Genomic DNA, 23,371 nt, shown 5'->3' with positions numbered 1-23,371 from the left:
CTTCCCAATTCAAAACATTTGATATCCTTTATTCCTTAAAACCCTAATGACCACACCAGCTAAAACCGCGCCAAGCAGTCCACTCGATAAAATCATGATATCTGCCATATGTAAGGATGTTAGGTTCGTTCCAAGATGTGAAAAAGATATTCCCGGATTTCTGAAATATTCTATTAGCTTTGTTTCATTGACAATGATGATGAAGACGATTGGAAATAAGATGACCATGATCCACGAAGAACGAAAGAGCATATTCAGCAAAAAGCCAATTCCGAAAAACAGTATGAAAAATAAGAGTATTGAGATAATTAAAACAGGCAATGGCATGTTATTCTTGACCCTCCTTAAAAGCGACACCTTTAGTTTACTGAAAAAATAATTGCTACGTCAACGACTTATACCAAATAATACCGAAGAAAAGATAATTACCCAAATCACATGAATAATTTATAGGATGTATAGCCAAATTGATCTCCCGGATTCAATCCGTCAAGCATCGTCTGCATTCTTTCCTTTTTAAACGCTAAAAGCTGTTCCAATAGTAAAGATTGCTTCCCCTCCTGCACGAGTAATTCAGGGTCATAAAATTTAGCTTCATATAATTCATCCAATTGAGCGGTGACTTCAAAACTGAGCGGTTTAAGTAAAAATACAAACATATTATCACTTATATCCCCTTTGATGACTCCACTTCTCACTCCTACAATACCTTCGATTTCTGTATGAATACCCGTCTCCTCCAACACTTCCCTTACGACAGCTTCATCAACGGTTTCATCATTTTTGACAAAACCAGCCGGAAGTGACCACTGCCCTTTCAATCCGCCATACCTTTTGTTCACGACAAGCCACTCACCTTTATCAGATATCACAAGGCCGGACACTGCCAGCCAAACATTTTTGCATCGTTCCACCAAAACCCACTTCCCCTACATTCATTATAAGCAGTATAAACTCCAAACCGCATAAGAACATACGATGATTTTAAAGCTGTCATCCTTATCCCCATTATATTCCACATACGAAAGGTGCATACTCCTAGCTTTCATGGGACTCTCACTCGAGAGAACCTAAGAAAAAGCCATTCAGGGATTCCCCAAATGGCCATTATTTATAAATCAAAAAATTAAAGGACGTTGAATTTACCTTTTTTAGCAACCAGGGAAGCTCCGCCAATCATTAACAATGCTCTGTTATCGACCATTTTCTTCATGAATGATGCAGTCTTACCTGTAACTTTCTTGCCGAATACAACACCAATCGCATTGTTTTCACCAAGTGAACATACCGTTCCTTTGTTTTCGAAAGTGAACGTTTCAAGGTCGCTTTCGTTACGAACCAATTTAGTCAGGTTCTTCGCAATGACCTCACCTTGTTGCATGGCGATTTGTGCAGTTGGTGGATATGGACGATTAATTTCTTCGTTGATGATCAAAGCGCAATCCCCTACGATGAAAATATCGTCATGACCCGGTGCACGCATGTCAAGGTTCACTTTGATACGTCCACGCATAGCTTCAAAACCAGAAGCCTCAATCACGGAGTTACCACGTACGCCAGCTGCCCATACAACGGTTCCCGCCTTGATTTCTTCCACTTCATCTTCGCCTTTTGCCACGATGATACCTTCAGGAGTTGCCCCCTTGATCGGTGTACCGATTTTGAATTCCACACCTTTTTTCTCAAGGTAAGAAACTGCATAATCCACCAATTCCGGATCGAATCCAGGTAGGACGGCCGGTGCTGCCTCCACACAGTACATACGAACCTTTTGGAAATCGATGTCATATTCTTTACAAAGTTCAGGAACACGATTAGCTAATTCGCCAAGGAACTCGATACCCGTAAATCCTGCTCCGCCAACGACGATCGTCAATCGGTCTTCATTCTTCTCGACCTCAGAACTGTACGTAGCAAATTGCAATTGGATATGGTCACGGATTTTACGAGCAGTGTTCACATTGGAGATGGAGAAAGCATATTCTTTTAGCCCTTGGATCCCGAATGTTTCCGATTCCGGTCCAAGTCCAATCACTAGGTAATCATAAGAAATTTCGCCGTTTTCAAGGATGACTTTTTTGTCTTCTGTTTTCACTTCCAAAACAGAATCTTGGATGAATTTAACTTTGCTGCCGTTAATGACACTTTTGATTGGATAGCGCACACGATCATGATGAAGCGTTCCAGCAGATGCTTCATGCAGCCATGTTGTTTCATAGTGGTAATCATTTTTGTTAACTAATACGATTTCTGCTTCATTTTGACCTAATGCCTTCTGTAAGCGAGTAACGGTCATCAATCCACCATAACCTGCTCCTAAAACAACGATAGTTGGCTTTTTCAAAAGTATTCGTCCACCTTTACGATATTTTCTTGTGATGCTTTCCATAACTAAAATCTATTGTGTATCTTATTAATTTCCATTATAAAAAGCACTCTTATACATTTGTGACGTTTTTCACGTAACAATTCGTAATTGTAATAAAAAATTCATAAAAATTTTACCAAATGATGTCTAAGTAAATATTAGTCTTTTTCCATACCTTTTTCAAGTAACAAACTGAACTTTTTAGCGTTAAAATAAAGCTTAAAAACGTTACTTTTCACCCGGTTACTGACCATATTTTTTCTATATGTTCAATCATGGTAAAGAGTATTTTTACCCACTTATGAAAGAGGGTGAACAGTATTCATCATGTGACTGCTCATATATAGTCAAAACTTTCTCACTTTTCTAATCTTTCTCCGCTTTTTAAAAGATCATCTATGTTAAAATAAAAGAATAAATTTCAGCAAACCTAGTATATCGGAGGGATAACGTTGGAAGTTAATGAAAAAGTTTATGATATTACCATCATTGGCGGAGGCCCGGTTGGATTATTTACTGCATTTTATGGCGGCATGAGACAGGCATCCGTAAAAATCATCGAGAGCCTGCCACAATTAGGCGGACAATTGTCGGCCCTTTATCCTGAGAAATTCATCTATGATATCGCAGGTTTCCCAAAAGTGCGTGCTCAGGAGCTAGTGAATAATTTGAAAGAACAAATGGCAAAGTTTGAACAGGATGTTGTCTTGGAGCAAGCCGTTCAAGAAGTGGAAAAGCAAGCCGACGGAGTTTTCAAGTTAACGACGGATAAAGAAATCCATTACTCCAAAACCATTATCATCACAGCTGGAAATGGGGCTTTCCAACCCCGCCGCATCGAAATTGATGATGCAAAAAAATATGAAAGCAGCAACCTTCATTATTTCATCGACGACCTCAATCATTTTGCTGGCAAAAAAGTGGTGGTATTCGGAGGTGGGGATTCAGCAGTGGACTGGGCACTTATGCTGGAGCCGATCGCCGAGAAAGTGAGCATCATTCATAGAAGAGATAAATTCCGTGCCCACGAACATAGTGTAGAGAACCTTAAACATTCAAAAGTTGAAATAAAGACTCCTTACATACCTTCAGAATTGATTGGTACAGACGGCCGGATCAATACAGTTGTCATCAAGGATACTAACGGTGAAGATACAGAGACGATGGAGGTAGATGCAGTCATCGTCAACTACGGCTTCGTTTCCTCCCTTGGTCCCATCAAGGAATGGGGACTTGATATCCAGAAGAACAGTATTTTGGTGAATTCCAGAATGGAAACGAATATCCCAGGAATTTATGCAGCAGGTGATATCGCAACATACGATGGCAAGGTCAAATTGATTGCAAGTGGTTTTGGTGAGGCACCCACTGCCGTCAATCACGCAAAACAATATATTGACCCAAAAGCAAAAGTCCAGCCAATGCACAGTTCTTCCATGTTTTAAAATTACGTAAAAACCCGGCTTCCGTAGCCGGGTTTTTTTGTCCCCAATTCCATGATTGTGGATAACTGTTTTTCATTAGTTATCCACAGTGCTTAACCTTGTTATTCTAAGGGTAGAGAGTAGGAGAAGACTTGAAAGGAGAATGCACATATATGAATATTTTAATTGCTGGAGCCAATGGAACGACCGGAAAGCAGATCATTGGGGAATTATCAAAAAATCCACAAATGAATGTATTCGGAATAATCCGGAAAGAGGAACAGGCTCAAACGATAAAAGAACTCGGCGGTCATCCAATTCTTGCAGATTTAGAGGGAAATGTGGATAAAGCAGTGGATAACATGGAAGCCATCATTTTCGCAGCCGGATCTGGACCAAAAACGGGATCGGATAAAACGACGGCTGTGGATAAGAATGGGGCGATTAAACTAGTTGATGCCGCCAAAAAGAAAGGGATCGAACGTTTTATCATGTTAAGCTCTGTCGGTACTGATGATCCGGAACAAGCCCAAGAAGGGATGCGCCATTATCTTGAAGCAAAACATGATGCCGATGAACATTTAAAAGCAAGCGGGCTGACTTACACGATTGTCCGGCCGGTTGCATTGACAAATGAACAAGCTATCGGAAAAATCTTTGCTGAAGTAAAAGTGGACCATGCCAACAAATCCATTCCAAGAGCAGATGTCGCCTCCGTTCTTGCCCAATCAATCACAGCGGAAAATACGTTCAATAAGACATTCGAGATTTTCAGCGGTACCTCTTCAATCAAGGAAGCCCTTAACAATATTTAAAATAGGAAATAAGCATGAAAAAGGGGCGCACTTGTTAAAGTGCCCCCCCTTTTTAAATGAACCAGTTTGTTAGCAATTCTCCGGTGTACCGGCGTTTTTTGCCGTTTTGAAGGAAGACCCACAACCGCATGAAGCGATGGCATTTGGATTTTCGATCGTAAAGCCTCCGCCCATCATCGTTTGTTTATAATCAATTACCGTTCCATTTAATATATCAGCATCCCCGTTATCAACAAGGATCTTTATTTCAAACTGCTCCAGTTGGCTATCTTTTTCTCCGGGCTCTTCTTCAAAACCCATTCCGTAGGATAATCCACTGCAGCCCCCGCCTTTAACGGCCACTCTTAAAAAGGAACCCTCTTCACCATTTTGTTTCATCATTTCTTTTATCTGAAAAGCAGCAGCTTCCGTTATTTGAACAACTTCACTCACAATAAACCCCTCCTTCTTAAGATATGTGAGATAGAACTATTTCTCTTTATAGTATATACCAAAGAATTTCCCACGCTCAATTTTCCAGCTTGAAAAAACTCATATTCCCGCACTTATTTTACCCATTTACGGATTGCCTGGCTATACAGAATCAATCAAACAAAGGACCAAGAAGGAAGATTCTTGAGATTCGCACTTAAGGAATATGAAGCATCCTATTTAAAGGGGACTTGGACTTTAGCGTACTCAGGCATCTGAAGCCAGAACCCTCTAACTCGCTGGAGACATTTTAAAAAGGACAGGGAATGAAAAGGCTGTCCCAAAAGGAGCAGCCTTTTCATTCGCCGTTGATGATTACATTTCAAATTCATCAATGAACTTATATATTTTATCTACCAATTCATCCGTTGTGTCGCCGGAAACCACTTCACCGTTTACTAGTGCATATAAGTTACTGGAGCATTTGCCGCAATATCCCAAACAACCATATTCTATGATATCTAAATTTGGATCCCTCTCCAATCTTTCCAGAGCCTCTTGAGCACCGCTGGCTAGATTGCTTACGCAAAATTCAATAATCGGGTACATTGTTTCACCTCACAGTTACTAACAAATCATCTTATTACTTTTCCCAGTTACAGTCAATATTTACGCATAAAAAGTAAGCTGATTTCAAGATATCGGTTGTGATTTCCTTTTATATTCGTTATACTTTTGTCGGGGTACGTAAAAAAAGAAAATTATCTAATTTTTTATTCTTACTACTAATTGGGGTATATATATTTAATTAAACTTTAAAAGGGTTCATTTGGGGGAATCCTATAGTTGGATACTTGTTTTCACAAGTGAAGCATTTTTTCAAATTTTTCAAGAGATCAAATAAAGGGGAAAATCATATGAAGAATTTAGTCATACTTGGTGGTGGGTATGGTGGTATGCGCATGTTGCAAAGATTGCTGCCTAATCAGCTGCCTGAAAATGTGAGCATCACGCTTATCGACCGTAATCCTTATCACTGCTTAAAAACGGAATATTATGCTTTAGCAGCAGGTACCATTCCTGATCAGCACATCCGTGTTGCATTTCCTGAACATCCTCGCTTGAAGAACGTATACGGAGAAGTACTTTCCATCGATATGGAAAATAAACAGGTCATTATAGAAAACCAAGATCCTGTCGTTTATGATGATTTAGTCATTGGCCTTGGCTGTGAAGATAAATACCACAATATTCCTGGAGCAGACACACATACCTATAGTATCCAAACAATCGATAAATCACGTAGCACATATTCAGCTTTGAATAATTTGGGTGCAGGTGCAACCGTTTCTATCGTTGGTGGCGGACTTAGTGGTGTTGAGCTAGCAAGTGAATTAATTGAAAGCCGTTCAGATTTGAACGTTAAGCTATTTGACCGTGGACCGCATATACTATCTGCTTTCCCAGAAAGATTAAGTACCTTTGTCGAATCTTGGTTCGATAAACATACAATCGAAATCATCCATCATTCAAATATAACCAAAGTTGAGCCAAACCTTCTTTATAATGGTGACGAAGCCGTTCAAAGTGACGTCATCGTCTGGACAGCGGGAATTCAGCCAAGCAAAATCATCCGCGATATGGATATTGAAAAAGATCGTCAAGGAAGAGCCGTTCTGACTCCTCAGCATTTCCTTCCTAATAATGACAGCATCTTTGTGGTCGGCGACTGTGCGAGCCTGCCTCATGCACCTAGTGCTCAATTGGCGGAGTCCCAAGCTGAACAAATCGTCCAAGTCCTTGTGAAGAAATGGGCAAATGAACCACTTCCAGAAAGCTTCCCTACCATGAAATTAAAAGGGACATTAGGTTCCCTTGGGAAGAAACAAGGTTTTGGTCTTGTTGCAAATCGCCCTATCACCGGAAGAGTGGCACGTCTAATGAAATCAGGCATTCTTTGGATGTATAAATACCATAACGGTTGATTTCAAGACCTTCATATGCCACACATTTCATAAACTGGCCCATGGAGCTGCGAGCAGCTCATCATGGGTCGGTTTTTTTATTTCTTCCATTATATAGTGTATCCGTATTTTTCCATCGTTTCCACCACTTTTTTGAGACGCACATTTCCTTCTGCAACGATCTCACCTTCGATGAGGACCAGTGGATAAAATAAATCTTCTTCGATCATCTTCGCGGCAAAGTTCTTTTGCTTCAGCGTTTCTGGGGGATTATACATATCTATATAGGATATTTTGAATTTCTGCTCAGGAAACTTTCTCGTTAAAGCGGCTTCAAGCCACTCACAGGTATCTTTTGAAGATGGGAGATTCACACAACTCGCGCAAATTTGCTCCGCTCCATACACTTCTATCTCAATTTCTTTCATTACCATACTCTTCCTCCTTCATTTTAGTATATCTGCTTCATTTTGAATAATGTTTAAAAACTTCACCTGTTTCCATCATACCAGAATAATATAGATTATATTTCCGCAAAGTTACAGTTGGATTTTTTACTACCTTCGCTTTATAATATGATTAGGAAAGGAGTCGATTGCAATGTCTGAACAAACAATGGAAGTTCAAGTTCAAGAAGTCCTAGATAAACTTCGTCCGTTTCTTCTTCGTGATGGCGGTGACTGTGAACTAGTTGACGTAGAAGATGGAATTGTAAAATTACGATTACTAGGAGCCTGCGGAAGCTGTCCTAGTTCGACCATTACGCTAAAAGCTGGGATTGAGCGTGCCCTTCTTGAAGAAGTTCCTGGTGTAGTGGAAGTAGAACAAGTTTTCTAATAGCCCTTTAAATAACATGCAGCGTATGGATGAAGGATCACTTCATCTATACACGTTCAACCTTTTTTCATGCAGGCCGGAACTTTTCCTGGACTGTAGTAAAAAATAAAGCTGACTCGGCTTTTGCCCTATCAAATGAATTGATACGGCTTGACGCGAGTCAGCTTTTTTATATGGAAAGTAAATGAAATGCGGCTCACGATTTCAAAAATTTCAATTCCTTTTTTTCCTGTTCTGAAAGGATTGCCGTATAACTGCCAACATTATCTATTTCCAATTCTTTCACAAGATATTCCGGAAATTTCTCCTTCAATCCAGTGAGCACACTTTCGCATTTTTCTGCGGATGCCAAGCATAATACAGTGGGGCCTGCTCCGCTTAGGGCTGCACCAAATCCACCTTTTTTAAGGACGACCTCTTCTATAAGTGCTAAATGAGGGACTAACCCCGCTCTAAAAGGTTGATGGAATCGATCGCTTTGCATCATTTCACCAACAAGCTTCCAATCTTTCGATAAGACTCCTGCAAGCAATACATTTGCGGCTGCACTTCCGCTTATCGCATCTTTATAGGAAAGTGAATTAGGAAGGACATTTCTTGAATCCTCAGTAAGCAATTCAAAATTGGGAATGACAGCAATCACCTTAACTCCCTCGATCGGAAACGACACGACATCCGTTCTCTCCTCTGTATGCAGGCCCACTACCAATCCACCATAAACAGATGCCCCTGCATTATCCGGATGCCCTTCAAAGAGGGAAGCATGCCTATTCTTTTCATCAACGGATAAATGGAGTTCACCAACGATGTTCGCTAATTCAATCCCCGCTACAATGGCGGAGGCACTGCTTCCAAGACCCCGTGCCAGGGGAATTTCACTAGAGACGAAAATCCGGCATGGGGATAGTTCCTTTCCATAATAAGCCGCCGTTTCCTTGGCAACTTTAACGATAAAATTACGATCATCCCTTGGAAAAACAGACATTTCCTCTGATAGTGGAACGACTTCCCAATGATCTGATGAAGATCCGTGTATTTCCAAGTAAAGTCCTAGTGCCAAGCCGATGGAATCGAATCCTGGTCCTAAGTTGGCCGTACTCGCCGGTACACGGATCAAGAACATCTCGGAATCTGCACTCATGCCTGTTTCACACCCTGCAGATGTTCTAATATGACCTCTTCGTCCATTGGCAACAATGTCGGTTGAATCGTGCTAGTATCGACTGCCACATTCGGATCTTTCAAGCCATTTCCAGTCAACACCGCAACAATCTTGCTTCCTTTTTTGATTTCACCGCTTTTTAATTGTTTATAGATGCCTGCAATGGAAGCACATGAGGCTGGCTCTGCAAATACCCCTTCTTTTTTAGCGAGGAAATGATAGGCTTCCAGAATTTCTTCGTCTGTCACCTCATCAATTTTACCTTGGGATTCTTTTGCCGCTTCGACAGCAAAGTTCCAACTTGCAGGATTCCCAATCCGGATGGCTGTTGCAATGGTTTCGGGATTTTCAATAATGGTATCCCTGACAATTGCAGCCGCACCCTCCGCTTCGAACCCTCTCATTTCAGGTAGGCCCGTTTGTTTCGATTCATTATATTCTTTAAACCCTTTCCAGTAAGCAGTTATATTACCTGCATTCCCGACTGGAAGCGCCAAAATATCCGGTGCAGAGCCTAGAGCATCACAAATTTCGAAAGCCGCCGTCTTCTGCCCTTCGATCCGGTATGGGTTGACAGAATTCACAAGGGTGATCGGTGAGCTCTCACTAAGTGAACGGACGATTTTTAAAGCCTGGTCGAAGTTCCCTTCGATAGAGATTATTTCTGCTCCGTACATAACTGCTTGTGCAAGCTTACCCATGGCTATTTTACCTTCTGGAATGACAACGATACAGCGCAGGTTGGCACGGGCGGCATAAGCCGCTGCGGCTGCCGATGTATTCCCAGTAGAAGCACAGATGATCGTGTCGCTACCTGCTTCGATCGCTTTTGCGACAGCCATGACCATTCCGCGATCTTTAAACGACCCAGTTGGATTAGCTCCTTCATATTTTACATGTAAGTCGATTCCCCACTCTTCGGATAATCGATTCAGTCTGATTAAAGGTGTATTCCCCTCCAACAGGGAGAGCGCAGGTGTATTTTCAGTGACAGGTAAAAAATCTTTATATGTGCTTATAAGTCCTTGCCAGCTCATTTGATGTCCTCTCCTTCAACTCTATATGTGCTTTTCACTTCTCTTACCATATTGTAATCATTTAATTTCTGTATAATTTGCTCAAATGCTGCCAAAGTGGCTGTATGCGTAACTAATACGATTTCGGAAGATTCCTTTTCATCCAGCGGCAATTGAAGGATTTTATCGAATCCTACCCCATGCTCGGCAAATAAATTCGTGATTCTGGCTAAAACGCCAACTTCATCCTGAACATGCAATCGAATGAAGAACTTAGCGAAAATCTCAGTGGCATCTTTTAATTGTTTCGGGTACTGCGGTGAAACGGCACTGCGGCCATTTACGCCCAGCCTCATATTCTTGATGACCGTCACCATATCCGAAACGACTGCAGTCGCAGTCGGAAGACTTCCTGCTCCCGGTCCGTAAAACATCGTTTCCCCTACAGCTTCCCCATAAACGTATACCGCATTATACTCATTATTTACCGATGCTAAAGGATGTGCTTCCGGAAGAAGTGCAGGCTGGACACTTACTTCGACCCTATCCCCTGCCCTGGAAGCGACGCCAATCAATTTCATCGTATATCCAAGCTTTTTACTATATCTCAAATCCTCTTCGGATATATCGGTTATTCCCTGTACCTCAACATCATTCAAGCCAATGTTCATTGAGAACCCGAGTGTGGATAGTATCGCCATTTTACGGGCTGCATCCAATCCCCCTACATCTGCTGTCGGATCCGCTTCAGCAAATCCCAGCTCCTGGGCTTCCTTCAATACGTCATCATAAGCTCTGCCTTCCTTGCTCATTTTCGTTAAAATGAAGTTTGTCGTCCCATTGACGATTCCCATCATTTTCGTGATGCGGTCAGAAGATAATCCATCGACAAGACCTCTTAGAATCGGAATTCCCCCTGCAACACTTGCTTCATAGAACAAATCACATTGATTCTCGGTGGCCAATTCCAACAGTTCCGGTCCATATAGAGCCATTAGGTCTTTATTGGCCGTAACGATATGCTTTTTATTTTTTATTGCTTCTATCAGATAACCGCGTGTTTCTTCAATTCCACCCATGACCTCAATTACAACATCAATCTCGGGATTCGAAAGGATATCCTCAGGTTTGTCAGTTAACATATCTTTATCAACCTCGACAAGCCGCTCCTTAGTCGTGTCCTTGACCAGTATCTTCTTAATGGATATGGAACAGCCCACTTGATGCATGAGCTTGTCCTGATGACTTTCAATGATTTGTACGACTCCTGATCCAACTGTACCTAACCCCAATAAACCGATCGAGATGGCTTTCATATTTGGTTCCCCCTTAAAAACTGTTTACCTGTAGAAAACATTTGTATTTGTATAGTAGACATTATAAGTTTAATTCATATAATTATCAATAGTTAGAAAAGATGGATGAACGACTTTTTTTGTCCATCCCTTGAACGAGTAAGAACGGCTAAAGCTAATTTTTTTATGGGAAAACCATTTTGAAGATTATTACTCAGCGCTCTTTAATGAATCATTCGTTCCCATTACTACATGTGGCTTTTGCGCGGGATCCATCCATTTCAGTAAACTGAGGACATTCTTTTCGGCAGTTGCTGTACATCCTGCCGTCGGCTTTGTTTCCCCTCTCCATATGTGAAGGAAGATTGCACTTCCTTTTCCTTTTATGATGGGATTCGTATTATAATTGATGACCGCCCCATACCTATAGAGTTCATGATTCATCCTTTCGAAAGACTTCCATTTACTTGAAGGATTTCCTTTATAGGTTATCCACTTGTTATAATCCTTGGATGTCCGATCATCAATCCAGTAGTCATATTTGGTAGTTTTCCTATAATTCATTTTCACGCCGGGCGGCTTCGTTTTGCTTCCAAAGGCCGTACCAAATGAATAAATTCCAACCGGTGATTTTCCATCACCCTCTTTTTTACTCTTCGTGAAGCCGTTCTTCCCAATGACGCCCTCCATCTTCTTTAATGCGCGTCGCCATTCACCCTGTTTCTTCTCGTAAGTTTGGATCGCGACCTTCGTATCACTCATGGATTTCCCTGTCACCGATACAACTTGATTAACACCTTTCCTCGTATCGAATTTTTTCAGAAGGACTTTTTCACCGGAACTGAAAACCTCTTTTACATCTGCCATCTTGATATATGCAGTCTTTTTTGAATGACAGACCTTATACCAGTTTCCAGTTCTACCACTTGCCGATAGTTCTTTATTTTTCTTATAAGTTTTTAATGTTTTACTCGCAGCCGACGCCTTTTCCTTCACATCCGTAGTAGTCTTCATGACAATCTTGAATTGTGTTGCTTCGCAGCTTGTTTTCGTTTCAGCTTTCGTAAGATCTGTCGGTTGGATTAAAAGGACTAAAAGGGTGGCCATCATCAATCTTTTCATGGACCCATCCTTCCGTAGTTATAACCAAATATCTAACTATTCTAAAAAATCTTTTTATCATCATAACATAGTAAGTAAGGATGAATCATATTTCTTTTCCGTTTTTACCTAAATCCAGTCAATTTTAGGCAAATCATATTGCTTGGCCGGCACCTCCGCCAATTCATAAAAATGTTTGAGGAAGGACTCATATTGTTGGGAGGATTTCGTGATCGCAGATATTTTATCCTCCAGTTCATTCGCCCTTGATTCCGTCGTTTTTGAAAAATACTCTTCCACTGTTTCAAAGTAATGAATGGGAAATAGCATCCTTGAATATAATAACCGGGCTGAAAAGCTGGAGAACGGTTCTATGGATTGATATTCGTGAAAGAAATGGCCAATGCCACGCTGATGGGTATGCACATTTTGAAAATAGTGTTCCCTCACCCATTCCGCGACATCCCTTGTTCCGTGGTCGAATACCCAATCAAACGGATTTTTCATCCATTTATTGCTTTTCCACGTATCATGTAAAAAACGTTCATAACATACCGTACCACTATCGACAATTTGCGGGGTATCATCAATTTCCGTGTCGACTAAATATTGAATCGCATTTTCACCCAGGACCATATAATAGGGAAAGGTTTCTATAAATAATTTTTCAAACTGGTTATCAGGATGGGCATTGAGCTTATCCCGCCAAATCTTTTCTAACTGATCGATCCTTTGTTCCCAGAGTTCTTTCCATTTACCGATCCTTGAGCATGTTCGAATCGTTTCATTAATATTTCTCCCACGCTGATGGAATCTTGCCAGACGTCTTCCTGGGTTGAAATTTTTCGGACCTTCCAATGCCTGATTGGCAAGAAGGATGAATAATTGTTCATCCGCTTCCGAAACATAACTTCCATGATTGGCAAGAACAAAAGCCGATACGTGACGATCTCCTTGTGAAATCATGTGTTGAGACATTGTATGCCGTTCCACTAATTCCTCCTGCTCCATATTTTCAATGGGAACGATGCTGTAAACCATATTCCCTGAACGGAAGCTTGGAAATCTGCTATTGGCTTCTTCATGACCTACCTGTATACCATAATTATTAAAAATGATTTCTTCTATCATGGAATGGCCCCCTTCATCAAATGGATATAATAGAAATATTGGTCATCATATACTTATATATATATGTGGAATAACCCGTTTTCTGAATGATTATCGAAACCTTATTATAAAATCGAATCGAAATCCCTTTCATGGGTTTTGACTCTAATCAAATCAAACTTCCGGCAATAGAACTATCCCTTTAAAATATAGAGAAATGGGTGATGACATGGCTAATATTGAACAATCAATGTCTGAAAAAACGGCTCGTAGGTGGCTAATTGAACGAGGGGTGAAATTGGAGGATATCGCTGAGCTTGTCATGTATTTACAATCTGGATACCATGAAAATCTCCAAATGTCCGATTGCCTTCACAATGTCGAACGGGTCCTTTCAAAACGCGAGGTCCAAAATGCCATCCTTACCGGCATTCAGTTGGATATTCTAGCTGAGAAAAAACTGCTCGAGGAGCCGCTACTGAGCATCATTGAAATAGATGAAGGACTATATGGGGTCGATGAAATATTGGCTTTTTCAATTGTGAATGTATATGGATCCATCGGCTTTACCAATTATGGTTTCATCGATAAACAAAAGCCAGGTATCTTAAAATATCTAAACGATAAAAGCACAGGTAAGGTGAACACCTTTTTAGACGATATCGTTGGGGCAATTGCTGCTGCCGCTTCAAGCAGGCTTGCCCATAGAACCGAAAATGCAGAATAGTGAGCTTATGATATTAAACGACATAAAAAAACCAGGACTGCTTTCGCAGGCCTGGTTTTTTCATTCGAAGTGCCATAGGTCGAGCGTATCCACCACATACGTTGGCTGCTCCTTATATTGTTTCAAGCGTTCTTTGGTCGTTACGCCAGTATGTACAAGCATTGTATCGATTCCTGCATTAATGCCGGCTAGGATATCCGTATCATAGTTATCGCCAACCATGATCGTCTCTTCTTTAGGTACCCCTAATACTCTTAGAGCTTGCTCCACTATGACGGATTCAGGTTTTCCGATGAAAATTGGCTGTACTTGAGTCGAAACGGAAACAACGGAGGTCAAAGCACCATTCCCCGGCAAAAGGCCTTGTTCAGTAGGAATGGCAATATCACCATTGGTCGAAATGAAAACAGCGCCATTCCTGACAGCAAGACAGGCTTTTGACAACTTTTCATAATTGACGCCGCGATCGATGCCCATTACCAGAAAGTCTGGATGTTCATCCACAAGCTTCATTCCTTTTTCCTTAAGAGCCTCGATGATGCCTTCTTCACCCACCACATAGACCGATGCATCTTGCTTTTGTTCAGCTATGTAATTGGCAGTGGCCATGCTTGTCGTGAAAACTTGATCATCTTCCGTTGATATGCCGATGCTTCTCAATTTATCCGCTACCTGTGCCGGAGTCCGGGATGAGTTGTTGGTGACGAATAAATAAGGGATCTCCCTTTTTCTTAGGTCATTAATAAACCCTGCCGCTTCCGCAATTTGTTCAGTTCCGCGATACATGGTGCCATCTAAGTCAATCAAATATCCTTTATACGACTTCATTTGAATTCGCCTTCCTAACGCTACTAGTTTTTAAAAGCTGATACGGGTCCCAATTCATTTGTTAAATAGTTCCTCACCAAATCGGGGAATTGCTTGAATGCCTCGATATTTTCCGAGAAAACAGCATGCAGTTCTTTGTGATCGACTTCAATGAAGTCCTGGACCAGCATTTTCCTTAGCGGCAAAACCTTTTTGAATTGTATCGCTTTTTCTTCTGAAATGACTTTTTCATCTTGAAGGATATCGATAATATCTTCATAACTTCCCGGATCACGCATAATAAAACCATCAATTACCGCATTTCCCACATCCAACACGGAATCGATGGAAGTATGTATAAGCCTTTCAGCGATAAGTTCCGAAAGGTCTCCATCCCAATTATCATGCCCTTCAAAAAGTCCAAGCTGCTTTTCAAGAAAACCTAATATTTGTTCAATCTTTTGGCGGTCTACAAAGTACATTTTTTTCCAGATCCTTTCTGATCTAAGATGATATAGGGAATCATTGGTTGAATGAGCGGCATAGGTAAAACCCTGTGCCGGACCAACCTTATTCCTTGATGATACCATAGCTTCTCCCTTACTCTCAATTCCTTCAGCCATTTGAACCAATCCCTATATTAAACAGCAGCAAAAACGCAAGCATTGCCATAAAAAAACCTAAATTTACGGTCCCATTTGTATTCTTGACAAATTTCCTTTAATCAATGAAAACTCTGACGGCATGATTGCCGGACTTTCCTGTGGAACCATGAGGAGTGACGAAGTTCCTCCTGCCGGGAACCCGAAAAATGTCTGTTCCCCTATTGAAGGCACTTTGTTATGATGGAACTACAAATGTGAAGATAAGAAGGGAATGATACTATGGAAGATCGTTTTTATTTATACAATGACGTAGTTGATTCAAAAACCCGGTTCATAAGTTTCATGGGAGAGGAATCAAGATTCGATCTGGCCATTACGACAACCGATCGTTTTTATGGGAAGAAACTTGTCTTAAATATGCAGAGTAACCGTTTCGCGATTATTGGACCTGATGATTTAGAAGAGGAAGGCTATCTTGAGCATGCCTTTCAGTTGTCAGAAGCGGAAGCCGAAGAACTAAGTCACTTTTTAATGGAAATCGTCTGAAAGCCGACGTTTTTTTCTTAAACGGGATAACCTACTGAATGTACGATTACATGAGGGGGGATTACCTTGGGCAAAGAAGAGGAAATATACCACGATTTCTCCAATGTCGAAAAACAGCGGGATTATTTAATTCCTGAAGAATTTCCCGAAGGACCTTTTGGATCATCCATAGCAAAAGATGCACCAGTTCAGAATAAAAACACCCCGTGGCAGGAAGGTCAACGATATCAAAGTGCCTTTAATTATGAAAATAAATCTTTGCACGAAGACTTACCTCGACAATATCCTGGAGCTCATCCGACACATGATGATCCAGAAAAAGATGAACAGTCTCCTTATAAAGGATATGGAAACTCTTAACATGGAGGGCCAGAGTAAATCCTGGCCTTTCTTATTTCTTTATTTTCTTCACGACGAAATATGGACAGCCAAAATTGCAGTATTCATATAAATATTCACTAAGCGTGCTTATTTTTGTATCGAAGGTCGCTTTCTGATTAGAGTCATCAAAAAATCCACGCAGCCTCAATTGGCCGTAACCCCAATCCCCCACTATATAATCATACTTCGTTAAAATCTCACTGTATCTGGCTTTAAACGCTTCTTCGTTATAGCCTTCCCGTTCATCCTCGATTATTTCATAGGTCATGTTATTGATGTTAATCATTATTTTCACCTCTCATAAATACATTCCTTCTTTAAATTATAACTGATTCCCCATCAATTACTAAGCGAAAAATAGAGAAATATGTTCATCCTAAAGTTATGGGGGTGTTATTGATGAAAAAAACGCTAATAACGATAGGTTTAAGTTCGATTATTGCACTAACTGGATGTGCTGATAAAGAAGAGGATCAGGGGCTCGGTGCAAAAAACAATGCCGGCAACCCAACAAACGTAAATAACCCAACTCAATATTATGACGAGGATTACCGTAATAATGACAACAAGAGTGATGATTTCGGTTTTACCCGCACAAATAGTGCAACCATTGACGGCCGTAACATTTCCAACAAGGCTGCTTCCATTGACCGTGAACAACTGTCAGATGTCATTTCAAAACTGAGTGTTCAGATTCCAAATGTCAATGACGCGGCTACTCTGGTGACCGACGAGGAAGTTCTTGTCGTATATGATACCAATACCAAGGATCGGACTGAAACCGCAGACCAAGTTAAACGTACTGCCATGTCCGTCGTGCCTCGCTACTATCATGTCTATGTTAGTGATGATTATCAAAACCTTGCCCAAGATGTCGAGAATTTCGCTACATTGAAATCCGGCAGCAAAGGGATCGACTATACGATTGAACAAACCATCAAAAGAATGCTGAAATCGCCTCAAGGACACAAAATGAGTGACGGGGAAAATGAAAATGGAGAAATGATTAACGATAAAAGGGATCATCACGATAACATCCATCAAAAAATGGATAACCGTTAATTAAAAATGAAAGGACCGAATTTTTTCGGTCCTTTATTTCACTCTATTTCAATAATTCTTCACCTTTGGTTTGCTTATGTTTTGCCGCAGCATTAACCTGTTCGTCCGCATGGTAGGAAGAACGGACAAGCGGGCCGGATTCACAATGGCTGAAGCCTTTTTCCAATGCACGTTCTTTCAATTCGGCAAACTCCTCAGGCGTATAGTATTTTAGCACCTTCAAATGCTTTTTAGTCGGCTGCAAATACTGGCCGATCGTCATGATATCCACATTATTGGCCCTTAGGTCATCCATCGTTTCAAGGATTTCCTCCCGCGTTTCACCAAGGCCAACCATTAAACTCGACTTTGTCGGAATCTCCGGATACAGTTCCTTGGCTCTTCTTAAAAGCTCCAATGAACGGTCGTATTTGGCTTGAGCCCGTACACGGTCGGATAAACTTCTGACTGTCTCTATATTATGGTTCAGAATGTCTGGTTTAGCATCCATCAAAGTCTTAATATTTTCATGTACCCCGCCCATATCCGACGGCAATACTTCAATCGATGTAAATGGATTCTTGCGTCGGATGGCACGGACCGTTTCAGCGAAAACTTCAGCGCCTCCATCTTTTAAATCATCACGGGCAACAGCTGTAATGACGACATGCTTTAAATTCATCAATACGACGGAATCGGCAACACGCTCCGGTTCAGCCCAGTCCAATTCATTAGGTCGTCCGGTTGTAACAGCACAAAAACGGCAAGCCCTTGTACAGATTTCACCTAAGATCATGAATGTAGCCGTTCTTCTCACTGCCCAGCATTCGTGAATATTCGGACATTTCGCCTCTTCACAGACAGTATGAAGATTTTTTTCGCGCATCATATTTTTTAAACCGAGGTAATTTTCATTAGTATTAAGCTTTATTTTTAACCAATCTGGTTTACGAAGAATTTCTTTATTTGTAGAAGACATGAAAATGCCACTCCATTCTATAGAAATTAACACACCCTACTTTAACAATAAAAAAGCATTAATACAAGTTATAGTTGGTTTCCCATTATTTATTTTTCATGTTTATAGCTAAATCAGCAAAACTATAAAAGATGGATAACTGATGTCTTTATAAATCGGAGAGTGACATGAAAGGAGCCTGCCCCGTTGAAAAAATTATTCCTTCTTACCCTAACTTGTTTGTTTATTTTGAATGCACCAGGCCAAGTGGCTAATGCTGCCGATACTCCAGATGCTTATGCCGGGAGAATGGAGCTATACAAAAATATGGAGGCTACCGTCCAAATCCCGTGGTATTACCTTGCTGGAGCTGATCAATATGAGCACAGCCTCAGGGCTGCACGAAGGGATTTAGAGCCGGCAAAGGGTTTAATAGGCATCCACATCGAGCCTTCAAAGTGGAGCGGTGCCCTCAATCCTGACTTAAACGACGTGAACCCGCTCACGATCACATTTTTTGATGGGCTTGGCCAGGATGGCAATGGTGATGGCAAAGCTGATATCACTAATGATACCGATCGATTGTATGCTTTTTCGAAGCACCTTCAATCATATGGTGCAGATGAAGATAATATCCGGATCGGCTTGTGGGATTATTATAAACGAGATAAAGCCGTCAGCATCATTATCGGCAATGCCGAGATTTATAAGAAATATGGCCGGCTGGATTTACAGGAAAAGGCCTTCCCCGTTCCAGTACGGACTCATTATACGTATTTGAATACATGGGGAAGCGCTCGTGGATGGGGCGGAAGGAGAATCCATGAGGGTACTGATATATTTGCGGATTATAGCCTTCCCGTTCGATCAACGAGCTATGGAATCATCGAAATGAAAGGCTGGAATAAATTCGGCGGTTGGCGGATCGGGATACGGGATTTAAATAATACGTATCATTACTTTGCCCATTTAAGCGGTTTTGCCAAAGGATTGAAAGTCGGACAGATCGTTGAGCCCGGGCAAGTCATCGGAGGTGTTGGCAGTACAGGTTACGGCCCTCCGGGAACTTCAGGGAAATTCCCTCCGCATCTTCATTACGGAATGTACAAAGACAACGGAATCACGGAATGGAGCTTTGACCCTTACCCTTATTTGAAAATGTGGGAAAGGAAGGATTTAGCTAAAAAGAAAAAGTAAGCGGCGATGAATTTTACGCTGCTTTTTTTTGATTCGAACATAAACCCCTGAACTTGATGCATAGGTATTAGTAAAGGGGGCTAAAGCGTGTTCCGAAAAAGATTTCGAACAAAGAAATTCCGAAAGAAGGGGCCTCTTCCCACCCGAAAAGTATTTCTCTATTCCTTTATCCTTTTTATCATAACCAGCATCATGACTCTTTGGTACGTTGATAAATCAATCGAACCCGTGATCATGAGTGTAGCCGAATATGAAATCAAACGGATTGCAACGGAAACGATTCATGAATCGGTTGATGAGAATATAGCCAAGGTTGATATGAACAAAATCATCACCAACAACGAGGGTAGTAAGGACTCCAGTTCTTCCTATAGCTTCAATCCGGTCATATACAGCGAATTGCGCGCTAGCATTACGAAGGATATTCAAAAGAAGCTTGGCATCAAAAAGGGAAATCCTTTTAAAACGGGTTCAGCCAAAATAAATGATGAACAATATAAAAGTGTGGTCTATTATATACCCTTGGGTGTCGTGACCGGAAATAACCTTCTTTCCAACTACGGACCTGAAATCCCAGTGAAAATGTCAGTCATCGGCAATGTTGAATCGGATTTGAGGACAAAACTGACAAACGCAGGCATCAATAATGTGTATTATGAATTGATTGTGGATTTTGATGTCAATATTCAAATCGTCATCCCCTCTTTCACAAAGGAGACCAAGGTAAGTCAGGAAGTGACAGTCGGCAGTTTGCTAATTGAAGGTGATGTACCAAGTTATTATAGTAATGGAAACGGTTCGTTGGCACCTGCCATCATGAAGGAAAACAAGGAATAATAAAACCAGCTTATCCATGAGGTTAGGCTGGTTCTTGTATTTTGAGACATTTCATGATCAGCAAATGCAGGGTTTTATTCAAGTCCACTTCATATGGCTCTTTTATCTGTTCCCCATTTTCTTCAAGTATCCTGATCATTGGGCAGTCCCCTATCCCCTCATTTTGAGCTGATACCACCCCTTTTCTCCCATCATTCAATTCTACGGATAAACCATTTGGATAGATCGCGACTGCCCTGCGGAAAGCCTCGATGATCGTGTTATCGAACTTTCTCCCGACTCCGGCATAAAGTACTTCCAACCCCTGATGCGGCAGCATGGCATTCCGGTAAACCAGTTTGGATGTCACGGCATCAAACACATCGGCAACGGCAATGATCTTGCCGAAATAGTGGATTTCATCCCCTTTTATCCCACGTGGATATCCAGATCCATCCAACCTTTCATGATGCTGATATGCACAATTTGCAACTAAAAGTGAAACGGTATGAACATTTTTAATTAGGTGAAATCCGTAATCGGCATGTTTTCGGATTTGTTCAAACTCCTTTTCCGTGAGCTGACCGGGTTTACGAAGGATTTCCAAAGGTACGAGCATTTTGCCGACATCATGTAAAATCGCGCCCAGCCCAAGAATTTCGAGATTCTTTTCATTAATTGTCATCCGTCCTGTAATCTTGTATGTAAACAAAGGGAATATTAAGGGACACCAGTCGATTGATCATTTTCTGAGTTAATGTAAGACCTTCACATAATAGGCTATGGCCCCGCTCATTATAGATGTTTTTTCCGAGCCTGGCTCCAGGGCTTAGGGACTTTGTAATAGCTAGCCTCATTCTTGTACGCTATTTCCCCATTTAATATTTGTAAATCGAACCATTTCTTTCCTTTATAAGGATTATCGGAAAATATTTTGATAAATGAATCCGTTTAAAAATAATTATTGAATAAATCTTTGGTAAAAAACAAGGCCCCCCTTCTTGATAAAAGAAAGCCTACCTTTTCAAATCATCTTGATTAATGCTTCTTTACCAATCATTCCTGGATGAATGCCCTTTTCCACGGCCTCCCAGGTAACTGATTCAAGCGGCACTTCCAAAAGCTCTTCAATCGATTTAACTCCTGTGGCCCTTCCTGCAAGGATTTTACGATCTCTCAATTTATCATTCAACAGTCCTACATCTAACGCACCGCACATTATATACCCTTTTTCGGACGCGACAGCAAGTAAATTCGTTTTGGGAAGTCGGACAGTAATGGCTAGGAATGTATGATTATCAAGTATTATAGGTATCATGCTAATCAATTGGTTTCGCCCCTTTCTTCCCCATACTTTATGAAAAAAAGGGCGAAACCGTGATTTAGCGTTAGGCGTCCGTATACATTTTTTTCAACTTCCATAAAAGGATATCCCGCAAGAATTCCGGTAATAAGTATTTCTTACGATTGGAGCGCTGGATACTTGGAAAAAAGTTCCCAAACGTGAACATATCAGGTATAGCCAATTTATAGGACTTATCTGCCTGCAGTTTATCCCCTTTTATCAGAATCCCATTTACGATTCCATTCTCCATTTCGTTAAATTCAATTTGATCATATTGCATGACTCCCATGATTTTTCCGCGGAAACCGAAACCTTTCACTTGGATATGAGGCCACTCCTCATTTCTCGATTGCATTAAGATTTCTTTTAATTCATTCCCATTTACTTCAACGACGCAAGGATTGATGGGGTGTGGACAGATTCTGTGAATATCCCCTTTTGTGACTGGTCCCTTCGGCAATCCCTCGAGTAGAAGACCAGCATTCAGAAAGGTGCAATCCGCCTGACTCCATTCCCTTAAGGCCTCTCCAAGGATTTCCGTCAAAGCACTTACCTTGAACCAATCATTGTCCAAGGCTTCCGGCAAGTCCACTGCGACCTGTTTTAGCGTTTCCCCTCCGGCCAGGTACATCGCTTCAATCCATGCCCGTTCATCCTCTAATTCCGAAAAGTCATTGGTATCATATATAATGGCCCTCTTCTGGCTAATTCTCTTTTCCTGATTGACGGTCATTTCCACCTGCCCGACATAAAAACCATATTTTCCCGCAGCGCAAAGGAGTGTATCATTGATCAATTTCCCTTGGTGAAGGATATGGTGGGTATGCGCGCCAAGTATGACGTCAATCTCCGGAAAGTCCTCTGCCATCCTCTCATCATCATGGATGCCCAGGTGAGAAAGGATGATGATTACATCCGCCTCTGTTTTGACCCTTTCAAGCTGTGCCTTTAACTCCGCGAATGGTTCTGTTAATTCCCAGCCCATCGCAGAATAAAACTTTTGAAAAAATGCTGTCAAACCTATCATGGCGATCTTAGTGCCTTTTTCCGTTGTATGTATCCAATATGGCAGCGCCCACTCCGGTCTTTCATTATTTCCGTAATAAATATTGGCTGCCAATACTTTGAACCTTGCTTGATCATATAAGGAGTCTAACGCGTCATGAGGTAAAGTGATCCCTTCATTATTGCCGATGGTCACATATTGGTAGCCCGCTTCATTCAGCAGTTCAATATTCCCTTTACCCAACGTACCTTCTGTATATGGATGCCAGCGGTCTACATGATCGCCTATATCAAGTATGATCGCTTCTTCTCCCGTATCTTGATGAAGTTGTCTTCTTTCTTTAAGAAACTTATCAATACGAGGCCAATTCTCAAAATGACTATGGAGATCATTGGTGTGATATAAATGAATGATTTCTGACATCATTTTTCCTCCTCGT

At 41.2% G+C, this 23,371-nt stretch carries 28 protein-coding genes and 1 pseudogene; 11 read left to right on the top strand and 18 right to left on the bottom strand.

Annotated features, from left to right (window positions below):
- Positions 1-9 precede the first annotated feature (9 nt).
- From QUF94_RS02810 to QUF94_RS02800, 3 genes are all read right to left on the bottom strand, one after another.
- Positions 10-327 (bottom strand): YuiB family protein, encoded by a 318-nt coding sequence (locus QUF94_RS02810; protein ID WP_289314516.1) that lies wholly within the window; start codon positions 325-327, stop codon positions 10-12.
- Between the two features lie 107 nt (positions 328-434).
- Positions 435-917 (bottom strand): NUDIX domain-containing protein, encoded by a 483-nt coding sequence (locus tag QUF94_RS02805; protein WP_421156787.1) that lies wholly within the window; start codon positions 915-917, stop codon positions 435-437.
- Positions 918-1,126: 209 nt separating this feature from the next.
- Positions 1,127-2,344 (bottom strand): NAD(P)/FAD-dependent oxidoreductase, encoded by a 1,218-nt coding sequence (locus tag QUF94_RS02800; RefSeq protein WP_289314515.1) that lies wholly within the window; start codon positions 2,342-2,344, stop codon positions 1,127-1,129.
- 476 nt (positions 2,345-2,820) lie between these two features.
- On the opposite strand from QUF94_RS02800, the gene QUF94_RS02795 reads away from it, so the two are divergent.
- Entirely contained in the window at positions 2,821-3,813 is a 993-nt protein-coding gene (locus tag QUF94_RS02795; RefSeq protein WP_289314514.1) for an NAD(P)/FAD-dependent oxidoreductase, read from the top strand.
- A gap of 152 nt (positions 3,814-3,965) precedes the next feature.
- On the top strand, positions 3,966-4,607 hold the full coding sequence (locus QUF94_RS02790; protein ID WP_289314513.1) for an SDR family oxidoreductase: 642 nt from the start codon (positions 3,966-3,968) through the stop codon (positions 4,605-4,607).
- A 69-nt stretch (positions 4,608-4,676) separates the two neighbouring features.
- On the opposite strand, the gene QUF94_RS02785 is transcribed toward QUF94_RS02790, so the two are convergent.
- On the bottom strand, positions 4,677-5,039 hold the full coding sequence (locus QUF94_RS02785) for a HesB/IscA family protein (RefSeq protein ID WP_241580756.1): 363 nt from the start codon (positions 5,037-5,039) through the stop codon (positions 4,677-4,679).
- 111 nt (positions 5,040-5,150) lie between these two features.
- Here QUF94_RS02785 and QUF94_RS28705 point away from each other — a divergent pair.
- Positions 5,151-5,297, top strand: a pseudogene (locus tag QUF94_RS28705) (DUF2225 domain-containing protein); the annotation flags it as partial.
- 96 nt (positions 5,298-5,393) lie between these two features.
- On the opposite strand, the gene QUF94_RS02780 reads toward QUF94_RS28705, so the two are convergent.
- Positions 5,394-5,627: a YuzB family protein gene (locus QUF94_RS02780; RefSeq protein WP_289314512.1), complete on the bottom strand. Its 234-nt coding sequence runs from the start codon at positions 5,625-5,627 to the stop codon at positions 5,394-5,396.
- Between the two features lie 308 nt (positions 5,628-5,935).
- On the opposite strand from QUF94_RS02780, the gene QUF94_RS02775 reads away from it, so the two are divergent.
- Positions 5,936-7,003, top strand: coding sequence for an NAD(P)/FAD-dependent oxidoreductase (locus QUF94_RS02775; protein WP_289314511.1), 1,068 nt, complete (start codon positions 5,936-5,938; stop codon positions 7,001-7,003).
- Between the two features lie 89 nt (positions 7,004-7,092).
- Here QUF94_RS02775 and QUF94_RS02770 read toward each other — a convergent pair whose 3' ends face one another.
- A complete protein-coding gene (locus QUF94_RS02770; protein ID WP_289314510.1) occupies positions 7,093-7,416 on the bottom strand; it encodes a YuzD family protein in 324 nt (107 codons plus the stop codon).
- 166 nt (positions 7,417-7,582) lie between these two features.
- Here QUF94_RS02770 and QUF94_RS02765 point away from each other — a divergent pair, with 166 nt between their 5' ends.
- Positions 7,583-7,819 carry a NifU family protein gene (locus QUF94_RS02765; RefSeq protein ID WP_034310199.1) on the top strand — a complete coding sequence of 79 codons (237 nt, stop codon included), beginning with the start codon at positions 7,583-7,585 and terminating at the stop codon, positions 7,817-7,819.
- 196 nt (positions 7,820-8,015) lie between these two features.
- Here QUF94_RS02765 and thrB read toward each other — a convergent pair whose 3' ends face one another.
- The 5 genes from thrB to yutH all read right to left on the bottom strand — a co-directional run bounded on the left by thrB (position 8,016) and on the right by yutH (position 13,524).
- A complete protein-coding gene (gene thrB, locus QUF94_RS02760) occupies positions 8,016-8,960 on the bottom strand; it encodes a homoserine kinase (RefSeq protein WP_289314509.1) in 945 nt (314 codons plus the stop codon).
- The gene (gene thrC, locus QUF94_RS02755; protein WP_289314508.1) at positions 8,957-10,018 is read right to left on the bottom strand and encodes a threonine synthase; all 1,062 of its coding nucleotides are present in this window, start codon (positions 10,016-10,018) and stop codon (positions 8,957-8,959) included. Before thrC ends, thrB begins: the two co-directional genes overlap by 4 nt.
- On the bottom strand, positions 10,015-11,313 hold the full coding sequence (locus tag QUF94_RS02750) for a homoserine dehydrogenase (RefSeq protein ID WP_289314507.1): 1,299 nt from the start codon (positions 11,311-11,313) through the stop codon (positions 10,015-10,017). The genes thrC and QUF94_RS02750 overlap by 4 nt, the downstream gene beginning before the upstream one ends.
- 189 nt (positions 11,314-11,502) lie before the next feature.
- Positions 11,503-12,414, bottom strand: coding sequence for a L,D-transpeptidase family protein (locus tag QUF94_RS02745; protein WP_289314506.1), 912 nt, complete (start codon positions 12,412-12,414; stop codon positions 11,503-11,505).
- A 108-nt stretch (positions 12,415-12,522) separates the two neighbouring features.
- The gene (gene yutH, locus QUF94_RS02740; protein ID WP_289314505.1) at positions 12,523-13,524 is read right to left on the bottom strand and encodes a spore coat putative kinase YutH; all 1,002 of its coding nucleotides are present in this window, start codon (positions 13,522-13,524) and stop codon (positions 12,523-12,525) included.
- A gap of 208 nt (positions 13,525-13,732) precedes the next feature.
- Between yutH and QUF94_RS02735 the strand changes: the two genes are divergently transcribed.
- A complete protein-coding gene (locus tag QUF94_RS02735) occupies positions 13,733-14,230 on the top strand; it encodes a phosphatidylglycerophosphatase A family protein (RefSeq protein ID WP_063234039.1) in 498 nt (165 codons plus the stop codon).
- A 60-nt stretch (positions 14,231-14,290) separates the two neighbouring features.
- Here the strand turns inward: QUF94_RS02735 and QUF94_RS02730 are convergent, their stop codons facing one another.
- Complete coding sequence (locus QUF94_RS02730) at positions 14,291-15,058, bottom strand: TIGR01457 family HAD-type hydrolase (protein ID WP_289314504.1); 768 nt, start codon at positions 15,056-15,058, stop codon at positions 14,291-14,293.
- 23 nt (positions 15,059-15,081) lie between these two features.
- The gene (locus QUF94_RS02725; protein WP_353957652.1) at positions 15,082-15,660 is read right to left on the bottom strand and encodes a DUF86 domain-containing protein; all 579 of its coding nucleotides are present in this window, start codon (positions 15,658-15,660) and stop codon (positions 15,082-15,084) included.
- Between the two features lie 261 nt (positions 15,661-15,921).
- On the opposite strand from QUF94_RS02725, the gene QUF94_RS02720 reads away from it, so the two are divergent.
- Together QUF94_RS02720 and QUF94_RS02715 are read left to right on the top strand one after the other, a co-directional pair.
- Entirely contained in the window at positions 15,922-16,188 is a 267-nt protein-coding gene (locus QUF94_RS02720) for a DUF3055 domain-containing protein (protein WP_061465473.1), read from the top strand.
- A 66-nt stretch (positions 16,189-16,254) separates the two neighbouring features.
- Positions 16,255-16,548, top strand: coding sequence for a cytosolic protein (locus QUF94_RS02715; protein ID WP_289314503.1), 294 nt, complete (start codon positions 16,255-16,257; stop codon positions 16,546-16,548).
- 31 nt (positions 16,549-16,579) lie between these two features.
- On the opposite strand, the gene QUF94_RS02710 is transcribed toward QUF94_RS02715, so the two are convergent.
- Positions 16,580-16,855, bottom strand: a complete 276-nt coding sequence (locus tag QUF94_RS02710; protein ID WP_034310177.1) for a YutD family protein — start codon at positions 16,853-16,855, stop codon at positions 16,580-16,582.
- A 113-nt stretch (positions 16,856-16,968) separates the two neighbouring features.
- On the opposite strand from QUF94_RS02710, the gene QUF94_RS02705 reads away from it, so the two are divergent.
- On the top strand, positions 16,969-17,631 hold the full coding sequence (locus QUF94_RS02705) for a YhcN/YlaJ family sporulation lipoprotein (protein WP_289314502.1): 663 nt from the start codon (positions 16,969-16,971) through the stop codon (positions 17,629-17,631).
- A 43-nt stretch (positions 17,632-17,674) separates the two neighbouring features.
- On the opposite strand, the gene lipA is transcribed toward QUF94_RS02705, so the two are convergent.
- Positions 17,675-18,589, bottom strand: a complete 915-nt coding sequence (gene lipA / locus QUF94_RS02700; RefSeq protein ID WP_289314501.1) for a lipoyl synthase — start codon at positions 18,587-18,589, stop codon at positions 17,675-17,677.
- A 186-nt stretch (positions 18,590-18,775) separates the two neighbouring features.
- Here lipA and QUF94_RS02695 point away from each other — a divergent pair, with 186 nt between their 5' ends.
- Positions 18,776-19,765, top strand: coding sequence for a M23 family metallopeptidase (locus tag QUF94_RS02695; RefSeq protein ID WP_483313631.1), 990 nt, complete (start codon positions 18,776-18,778; stop codon positions 19,763-19,765).
- An 87-nt stretch (positions 19,766-19,852) separates the two neighbouring features.
- Positions 19,853-20,602, top strand: a complete 750-nt coding sequence (gene yunB, locus QUF94_RS02690; RefSeq protein ID WP_289314500.1) for a sporulation protein YunB — start codon at positions 19,853-19,855, stop codon at positions 20,600-20,602.
- A 22-nt stretch (positions 20,603-20,624) separates the two neighbouring features.
- On the opposite strand, the gene QUF94_RS02685 is transcribed toward yunB, so the two are convergent.
- The 3 genes from QUF94_RS02685 to QUF94_RS02675 form a co-directional block, all read right to left on the bottom strand.
- Positions 20,625-21,293 carry an HD-GYP domain-containing protein gene (locus tag QUF94_RS02685; protein WP_353957734.1) on the bottom strand — a complete coding sequence of 223 codons (669 nt, stop codon included), beginning with the start codon at positions 21,291-21,293 and terminating at the stop codon, positions 20,625-20,627.
- Between the two features lie 312 nt (positions 21,294-21,605).
- Positions 21,606-21,899, bottom strand: coding sequence for a YunC family protein (locus QUF94_RS02680; RefSeq protein ID WP_483313676.1), 294 nt, complete (start codon positions 21,897-21,899; stop codon positions 21,606-21,608).
- Between the two features lie 70 nt (positions 21,900-21,969).
- Positions 21,970-23,355, bottom strand: a complete 1,386-nt coding sequence (locus QUF94_RS02675; protein WP_289314498.1) for a bifunctional metallophosphatase/5'-nucleotidase — start codon at positions 23,353-23,355, stop codon at positions 21,970-21,972.
- Positions 23,356-23,371: the final 16 nt, after the last annotated feature.

It is taken from the genome of Peribacillus sp. NJ4, assembly GCF_030348345.1.
Classification (GTDB): domain Bacteria; phylum Bacillota; class Bacilli; order Bacillales; family DSM-1321; genus Peribacillus.
Note: the sequence above shows the minus strand (reverse complement) of the source record. Positions and strands in the feature narration are given on the sequence as shown.